The organism is Dickeya sp. CFBP 2040 (genome assembly GCF_012273755.1).
GTDB lineage: Bacteria > Pseudomonadota > Gammaproteobacteria > Enterobacterales > Enterobacteriaceae > Dickeya > Dickeya poaceiphila.
Genome location: NZ_JAAVXH010000027.1, coordinates 1 through 7,181, shown reverse-complemented (window position 1 = coordinate 7,181; position 7,181 = coordinate 1). Strand labels below are relative to the sequence as shown.

At 39.4% G+C, this 7,181-nt stretch carries 5 protein-coding genes and 1 pseudogene; 5 read left to right on the top strand and 1 reads right to left on the bottom strand.

Annotation, left to right across the window (positions count from 1 at the left end):
* Window positions 1-255: 255 nt before the first annotated feature.
* Window positions 256-372, bottom strand: a pseudogene (locus tag Dpoa2040_RS03780) (transposase); the annotation flags it as partial.
* Between the two features lie 1,055 nt (window positions 373-1,427).
* On the opposite strand from Dpoa2040_RS03780, the gene wecA reads away from it, so the two are divergent.
* The 5 genes from wecA to Dpoa2040_RS03755 form a co-directional block, all read left to right on the top strand.
* Complete coding sequence (gene wecA / locus Dpoa2040_RS03775; RefSeq protein ID WP_168640365.1) at window positions 1,428-2,501, top strand: UDP-N-acetylglucosamine--undecaprenyl-phosphate N-acetylglucosaminephosphotransferase; 1,074 nt, start codon at window positions 1,428-1,430, stop codon at window positions 2,499-2,501.
* A gap of 124 nt (window positions 2,502-2,625) precedes the next feature.
* Window positions 2,626-3,762, top strand: a complete 1,137-nt coding sequence (locus tag Dpoa2040_RS03770) for a polysaccharide export protein (protein ID WP_042868656.1) — start codon at window positions 2,626-2,628, stop codon at window positions 3,760-3,762.
* A gap of 14 nt (window positions 3,763-3,776) precedes the next feature.
* The gene (locus tag Dpoa2040_RS03765) at window positions 3,777-4,211 is read left to right on the top strand and encodes a protein-tyrosine-phosphatase (RefSeq protein WP_042868658.1); all 435 of its coding nucleotides are present in this window, start codon (window positions 3,777-3,779) and stop codon (window positions 4,209-4,211) included.
* 15 nt (window positions 4,212-4,226) lie between these two features.
* The gene (gene wzc, locus Dpoa2040_RS03760; RefSeq protein WP_168640364.1) at window positions 4,227-6,413 is read left to right on the top strand and encodes a tyrosine-protein kinase Wzc; all 2,187 of its coding nucleotides are present in this window, start codon (window positions 4,227-4,229) and stop codon (window positions 6,411-6,413) included.
* Between the two features lie 358 nt (window positions 6,414-6,771).
* Window positions 6,772-7,181: hypothetical protein (locus Dpoa2040_RS03755; protein WP_210423817.1), on the top strand; the 410-nt coding region annotated here is incomplete at its 3' end.

Sequence of the window (7,181 nt, the reverse complement as noted above, 5' to 3'; positions counted from 1 at the left end):
AGAAATGATACCGAGTATCAGGCAGTTGGAAGTTAGTACCCAGCCAGAAGAGTTGCAGAGTACTGAAAAATGGTGACAGGTTGCACCTGCACAATCGGAACCTGACTATTATATTGGCCTCAGAGGCCGTCCAGTTGTTGAGGCGATTGTGTGCGGATTACCCATTTGGGCACAGATTTTCCTGATGCCGGATAGATGTAAGCAACAACCCAAAACCAGATTCAGTACTTGCAAAACGGAGGTAGTCCATAGATAATAAAAGGTGGCTTCGGAAATCCCCATCTTTCTGCAGACTTCCTCTACTCGCGTGCCGGTTTCGGCCTGCTTCAGGGCAAACGCAATCTGTTCTTCGGTGAATCGCGACTTTTTCATGCCGGATGACCTCTTTTTTACGGAGAAAATGGGCCGAAAACTTTACTTTACACCGGTACTGAACAAAGGGAAGAGATCAACTGGCCGGAGATCCTCATTGGCGGTGGTACTAAAAACCGGAGGGACTAGGGCCAGAGCCAGTCAGATGATGATTCTATAGTGCCTTCAATTAGAGATGCAATTGCATTATGATATTGATTTTTATTGTTTTTTTTGGATTTGGTTTAGGGGCGTCTGTTGCGAAATCAATTATTTATTGATTGACGAATATAATTCTTTATACAATTAGCGCAGTATAGATTAATGGATTTTTTTTACACATTGCCCCAAAAAATCTATAAAATTAATAAAATAGGTGATGTATTAAATACTCAGACCAGACCAGACCATAGTGAAATCAAGAAAGTTTCACACTTGCTGAAAGCAGCCAGTAATCAGGGGTGTAGGCAACGCTGTCAAAATTTTAGAGTTGCAGGATTTAGCAGTAGAATATTGATACACCAGGTTATTTTTAGATGAAAAATAACCTGGTGTATCAATAAGAATGTTCTTCAGGCATTCTTCACACATTCTGGCTAATGATAGAATTTAAGTCAGTAGTCTGTTCTAAAATGAGGCTAACTGTTGAGTAGCAACAAGAATGAGACTTGGGAGCCTAGATGTATGATTGTGATTGATGAGTATTCATACATACTAATGGAGCACTCAATGTGCTTATTGTCAGGTATTCACCGCCAGATGTAATTGACATGGCTAGTTTTTGTTCAGGCAGTACGCAAATCTGGGGGGGCGTAGTTAAGGTAGTCAGTGAGGATTTCGAACACTATTTGGGTTCAAAATAGTAATTAAAATAGAACGCTATAGGGATAGGTTTTATTTATTGCAGTTTCTTTTTATCAGTAGAGAATGTTGTGGTTTTGAACGTCAGTCTGTGTCTGTATAATAAGAGTAATTCTACAACTGACTGAATTTGCAATAGATAGCTAATTGGTAGCTGAAAGCCAAGGGCGGTAGCTTGGTCGATTACCTATAGAAAAGACAGGTCATGATAGTATATGAGCGATTTCCTTCTGGTATTTGTCAGCGCGTTTGGATTGCTTTTTATCGCGCGTAAAGCTGCAAAAAAAGTTGGGCTGGTTGACAAACCTAATAGTCGAAAAAAACATCATGGACATATTCCTTTAGCGGGAGGTATATCGATTTATCTTTCGCTCTGGGTTATGTTCGTTTTCCATTCTGACTGGCTTCCCTCCTTTAATACCTACATGTTGTGCGCTAGTGGATTACTGTTGATCGGAGTTTTGGATGATCGCTTTGATCTACCTGTATTACCTCGTGTGGCTTTGCAGGCATTGACAGCCATGCTGATGATGTGGAGCGGCCTTTATCTTTCTTCTTTTGGAAGAATCCTTGGCCAGCATGAACTTCTATTGGGGATTGTTGGATATGTAATCACGCTGTTTGCTGTATGGGGGGCCATTAATGCCTTCAATATGGTTGATGGTATTGATGGATTACTGGGATGTCTAAGTTGCATAACTTTTGGTGCCATAGCACTCGTTTTTTCTTTAAAAGGTCGTGAAGAACTGGCGTTATGGAGTTTGTGCTTCTTGGCGGCAACATTACCTTACATTGTTCTTAATCTGGGGCTTTTTGGGGGTATGAAGTTCAAAGTCTTTATGGGGGATGCCGGGAGTACACTTATCGGCTTTACTGTTATTTGGGTGTTAATTATTGCTACACAGGGTGAACATGCGGTCATGCAGCCTGTTACAGCTTTATGGGTTATTGCTATTCCATTGATGGATATGGCTGCGGTAATGATAAAACGTATCCGGCGCGGCAATAGCCCGTTCAGACCAGATCGTGAGCATTTGCATCACATATTAATGCTTTGTGGGTTTAGTTCTCGTCAAACATTGTTGATTATTATGGGTATGGCATTATTGCTGGCACTGATTGGTGTTGTTTGTGAATGGTATGGTGTGCCGGAGTATATGATGTTATTGGGATTTATAGGCGTATTTGTAGCCTATTGTCTGGCTATTGCAAGAATCGTAAAAGTGTTGACGTGGAAAGGTACCGTAACGATTATGCAGCCGGAAAGCTCTGAAGGTATGAGCTCCTGAATATGCCCAGATGCGTGCAATATCTTTTCTGAGTTGTATGAGATGGCAAATCATAACAATAAGAAATTATTAAATTTTTATGATTTGTTTTTTATAAAAATTGAAAACAGCGGCTTAATTGAGCATGAAGTATAAGAAATTCAGGTTGATACCGTTGGTGGTAATAACGGCATTAGTAAGCGGATGCACTATTATTCCAGGTTCTCACCTTTCAACAAGCGGGAAGGAAACTGTCGAGCAAGATGACGCGGGCTTCAACATCAATAAGCTGGTTAATGTTTACCCGATGACTCCAGTGTTGATTGAAAAAATGCGCCCTAAACCTCTGGTAGCGCAGGCAAACCCTGTCTTGGATGCAGAGCTTCAAAATTACCAATACCGAATTGGTATTGGTGACGTATTGATGGTAACAGTATGGGATCATCCCGAATTGACGACTCCAGCGGGTACATACCGTAGTGCAAGTGACACCGGTAACTGGGTACATGCTGATGGAACTATTTTCTACCCTTATATCGGTAAGTTAAATGTGGTGGGCAAAAGTGTAACAGAAGTTCGTGAAGAACTGATGGTGCGCCTTGCCAAGTTCATTGAATCTCCACAGGTGGAAATCAGCATTGCGGCCTTTCGTTCCCAGAAAGCTTATGTAACCGGTGAAGTGGCCAGATCCGGTGAGCAGGCAATTAGCAATGTACCCCTAACTATATTGGATGCTATCAATAAAGCTGGCGGGCTTACAGAAAATGCCGATTGGCGTAATGTAATTCTTACCCACAATGGCAAAGATGAGCGTATTTCTCTTCAGGCACTAATGCAGAATGGTGATCTTTCTCAAAATCGCCTGCTTTATCCTGGTGATATTTTGTTTATCCCTCGTAATGACAATCTAAAAGTGTTTGTGATGGGAGAGGTTAAAAAGCAAGCCACGCTTAAGATGGACCGTAGTGGAATGACATTGACAGAAGCGTTAGGCAATGCAGAAGGCGTTGAGCAGTCTGTAGCTGATGCAACTGGGATTTTCGTAATCCGCCCTTTGCATGGAACTCAAGGACCTAAATTGGCTAATATTTATCAGTTAAATGCTGCTGACGCCACTGCACTAGTAATGGGGGCTGAATTCCAATTACAACCTTATGATGTGGTCTATGTTACTACTGCGCCTGTGGCGCGTTGGAATCGTTTGATCTCTCAACTGGTGCCCACTATTTCTGGATTTAACGATCTTTCCGAAGGTTCGTTGCGCGTTAGAACTTGGCCGTAAGGATTCTGCTCATCATGTTTAATTCTATTTTGGTGGTTTGCGTCGGAAACATATGCCGCTCTCCCACTGGTGAACGGCTTTTGCAGCGTGTTCTTCCAGGAAAAATTATTGCATCAGCTGGGCTTGGGGCATTGGTAGACAAGCCTGCTGACAGCATGGCCATCAATGTTGCGTTAGAGCATGGCATCTCGTTGGAAGGGCATCTTGCACGACAACTGACCCCAGCCATGTGCCGTGAATATGACTTAGTTCTGGTTATGGAAAAAGGGCATATTGATGCAGTATGCCGTATCTCGCCAGAAGTTCGTGGAAAAACTATGCTGTTTGGTCACTGGATAAATCAGCAGGAAATAGCTGACCCCTATCGTAAAAGTCGTGAGGCCTTTGAGTTTGTTTATTTACAACTTGAGTTGGCTGCAAATAAATGGGCTGATACATTAAGTCGTTAACTTTCAGAGAAAATAATGGCAGAAAAACATTCAATAGTAACAGCATCTGAAATTAATAGAGCAGATGGTATTGATTTAGCGCGTTCTTTGGGGGTTTTTTTTGATAATCGCTGGTTTATTATTAAAATAACAGCGATATTTACCATGATCGGTGTGTTTTATATTACGCTGGCAACACCCGTTTATAAAGCTGATGCACTGATTCAGGTAGAACAGAAAAATGGTGATAGCCTTATCAAGGATATTTCCAGCATGTTACCTGATGCTAAACCACAGTCCGCAGCAGAGATTGAGTTAATTAAATCTCGCATGGTGATAGGAAAAACTATAGATGATCTGGCGTTGAATATTTATGTGCAGCAGAAATATTTTCCTATAATTGGAAAGGGTGTTGCGCGTTTGATGGATATAGAGTCAGGTAGAATTTTGGTTTCTCATCTTGATGTACCCGACTCTTGGCTCGATAAAGAGTTTTTTCTTGAAGTACTTGATAGTCAGCATTATCGTCTGAAAAGAGGTGATACATTTACTTTTGATGGTAAAGTAGGGAAATTAGAAAATCAAAATGGTATCAGTATTCTAGTTAGTGAGATTTTAGCTGATAAAGGTGCTGTATTTAATTTACGGAAGTTAAACACGCTAACTGCTGTAAATAATATTTTGAGAGAATTTTCTGTTGCAGATAAAGGAAAAGACACTGGTGTATTAGGTGTAAGCCTAGAAGGTGAAGACCCAATCGTAACAACAAAAATATTGAACAGCATCATCCTGAATTATTTACAGCAGAACATAGAGCGTAAATCAGAAGAGGCTGAAAAAAGTTTAGATTTTCTTAAAGAACAGTTACCTAAAATTCGTGATTCACTAAATGATGCAGAAAATAAATTAAATAATTATCGACAGCAGCATGATTCAGTTGATCTATCCTTGGAGTCTAAGGCTGTATTGGATTCAATGGTATCAGTAGAGTCCCAACTCAATGAGCTGACATTTAAAGAAGCCGAAATATCTAAACTTTATACTCGCGAACATCCTGCATACCGTGCATTAATTGAAAAACGTAAAACGTTGCAAGAAGAGCGTGAAAAATTAAATAAGCGAATGGGAGGCATGCCGAAGACTCAACAAGAAGTATTGCGTCTGACTCGGGATGTGCAGGCAGGCCATACAGTTTATATGCAACTATTAAATAAGCAGCAAGAGCTGAGTATTAATAAGGCAAGTATTGTTGGCAATGTCCGTATTATCGATAAAGCTGTTGCACAGCCGACGCCGATAAAACCTAAAAAAGTGCTGATTTTATTATTGTTCATAATTATAGGAACTGCATTTTCTACGGTTCTGGCTTTATTAAAATCTATGCTTCACAAAGGAATAGAGAGTCCAGAACAGTTAGAAGAGTTAGGGATTAATGTTTACGCCAGTATACCACTTTCCGAGTGGCAACAGAAAAAAGACAGAGCTTTCCTATCAAAGTTAAATAAGAAAGGAAAGAAAAGTGGTACTCGCTCAATTGAACTACTCGCTTTATCTAATCCTGCAGATTTGGCGATTGAAGCGATTCGTAGTTTACGTACAAGTCTCCACTTTGCAATGATGGAAGCAAAAAATAATGTACTGATGATCTCTGGTGCTAGCCCTTCGATTGGTAAAACTTTTATTAGCATCAACTTAGGTACGATTATTGCGCAGGCTGGTCAACGAATATTAATCGTTGACTGTGATATGCGAAAAGGATATTTGCACGAGTTGATAGGTGCACAGAATATCAACGGCCTTTCAGATATTCTTTCTGGACAATCCAAAATACAGGATGTGGTGCATAAAACTCAGGTCGAGAATATGGATTTTATTTCAAAGGGGAAAATGCCACCGAATCCTTCAGAGTTGTTGATGCATAAAAATTTTTCCGATTTTATTAAGTGGGCGGAAGATAACTATGATCTTGTTTTACTGGATACACCGCCCATATTGGCTGTTACAGATGCTGCTATTATTGGCCGTCATGCTGGAACTTCATTATTGGTCGCTCGTTTTGAAATAAATACAGTTAAAGAGCTTGAGATAAGTATTCGCCGCTTTGAGCAGAATAGGATCAATATAAAAGGTGTAATTTTGAATGCTATTGAGAAACGAGCGACTAGTTATTATGGATATGGAAATTATGGTTATTATGCTTATGATTACAAATCTAATAAATAATGACATTATTAGTTTATTCGAAAAAACGCCTGAGGGGTGGATAATCAAGAGGTATTGTAAGGAATGCTGCTAACTTCGGTGAAAGTTGTATCCTATTGCTGATGCAACGATATATAAGGTTACTGTGTCGACTTTTGATTACATAATGTCTCGACGCTGTAGCTTTTCCGACTTATCATCTTGTGGATGTACTCAAGACACTTATATCTGTTCGATTAGGTACAGATTCTTGGATGAATAAGATGCTGACTGTAACTGTTATAGTCGAGAATCTGATATTGGTTATGAAGTAACATCCAATGGAGAGGGATAAATGGGTTATAACTATCCCATTCAATAAATAGGCAATTAAGACTGCATGAGTAAAAAATTTGCAACGATATTCAGAGATCTAGAACTGATACATCTTACTAAAGATGTAGGAATGATCCCTATGGCAATGACTAATATATTAGGTTATAAATCAAAGATATATTACTGGGAAAAAGGAAAAAATATAAATAATCCGTATTCTAGATATATAACTCTTATTCCAATTCATGCTAAAACCCGTATTGGATTCATCATTAGGACTTTTTTTGATATCGTGTCCAATAAAATCGGAGTTGTGAATGTTTATCATTTAAAAAATGAGTCTTTTGCTTTTATCCTGATTGCTAAGGTATTTTCTATTAAGACATATTTAAAATTAGATATGTCGGAAGAAACGATTAAGACGCTCAACGCTTCGTCAGTTATATGTAGATTAAGAAGAGCATATATCAGATT

What these genes read in the sequence shown, in the direction of transcription:
- wecA (WP_168640365.1), top strand. Translation starts at nt 1,428, where the DNA reads ATGAGCGATTTCCTTCTGGTATTTGTCAGCGCGTTTGGATTGCTTTTT.
- Dpoa2040_RS03770 (WP_042868656.1), top strand. Translation starts at nt 2,626, where the DNA reads ATGAAGTATAAGAAATTCAGGTTGATACCGTTGGTGGTAATAACGGCA.
- Dpoa2040_RS03765 (WP_042868658.1), top strand. Translation starts at nt 3,777, where the DNA reads ATGTTTAATTCTATTTTGGTGGTTTGCGTCGGAAACATATGCCGCTCT.
- wzc (WP_168640364.1), top strand. Translation starts at nt 4,227, where the DNA reads ATGGCAGAAAAACATTCAATAGTAACAGCATCTGAAATTAATAGAGCA.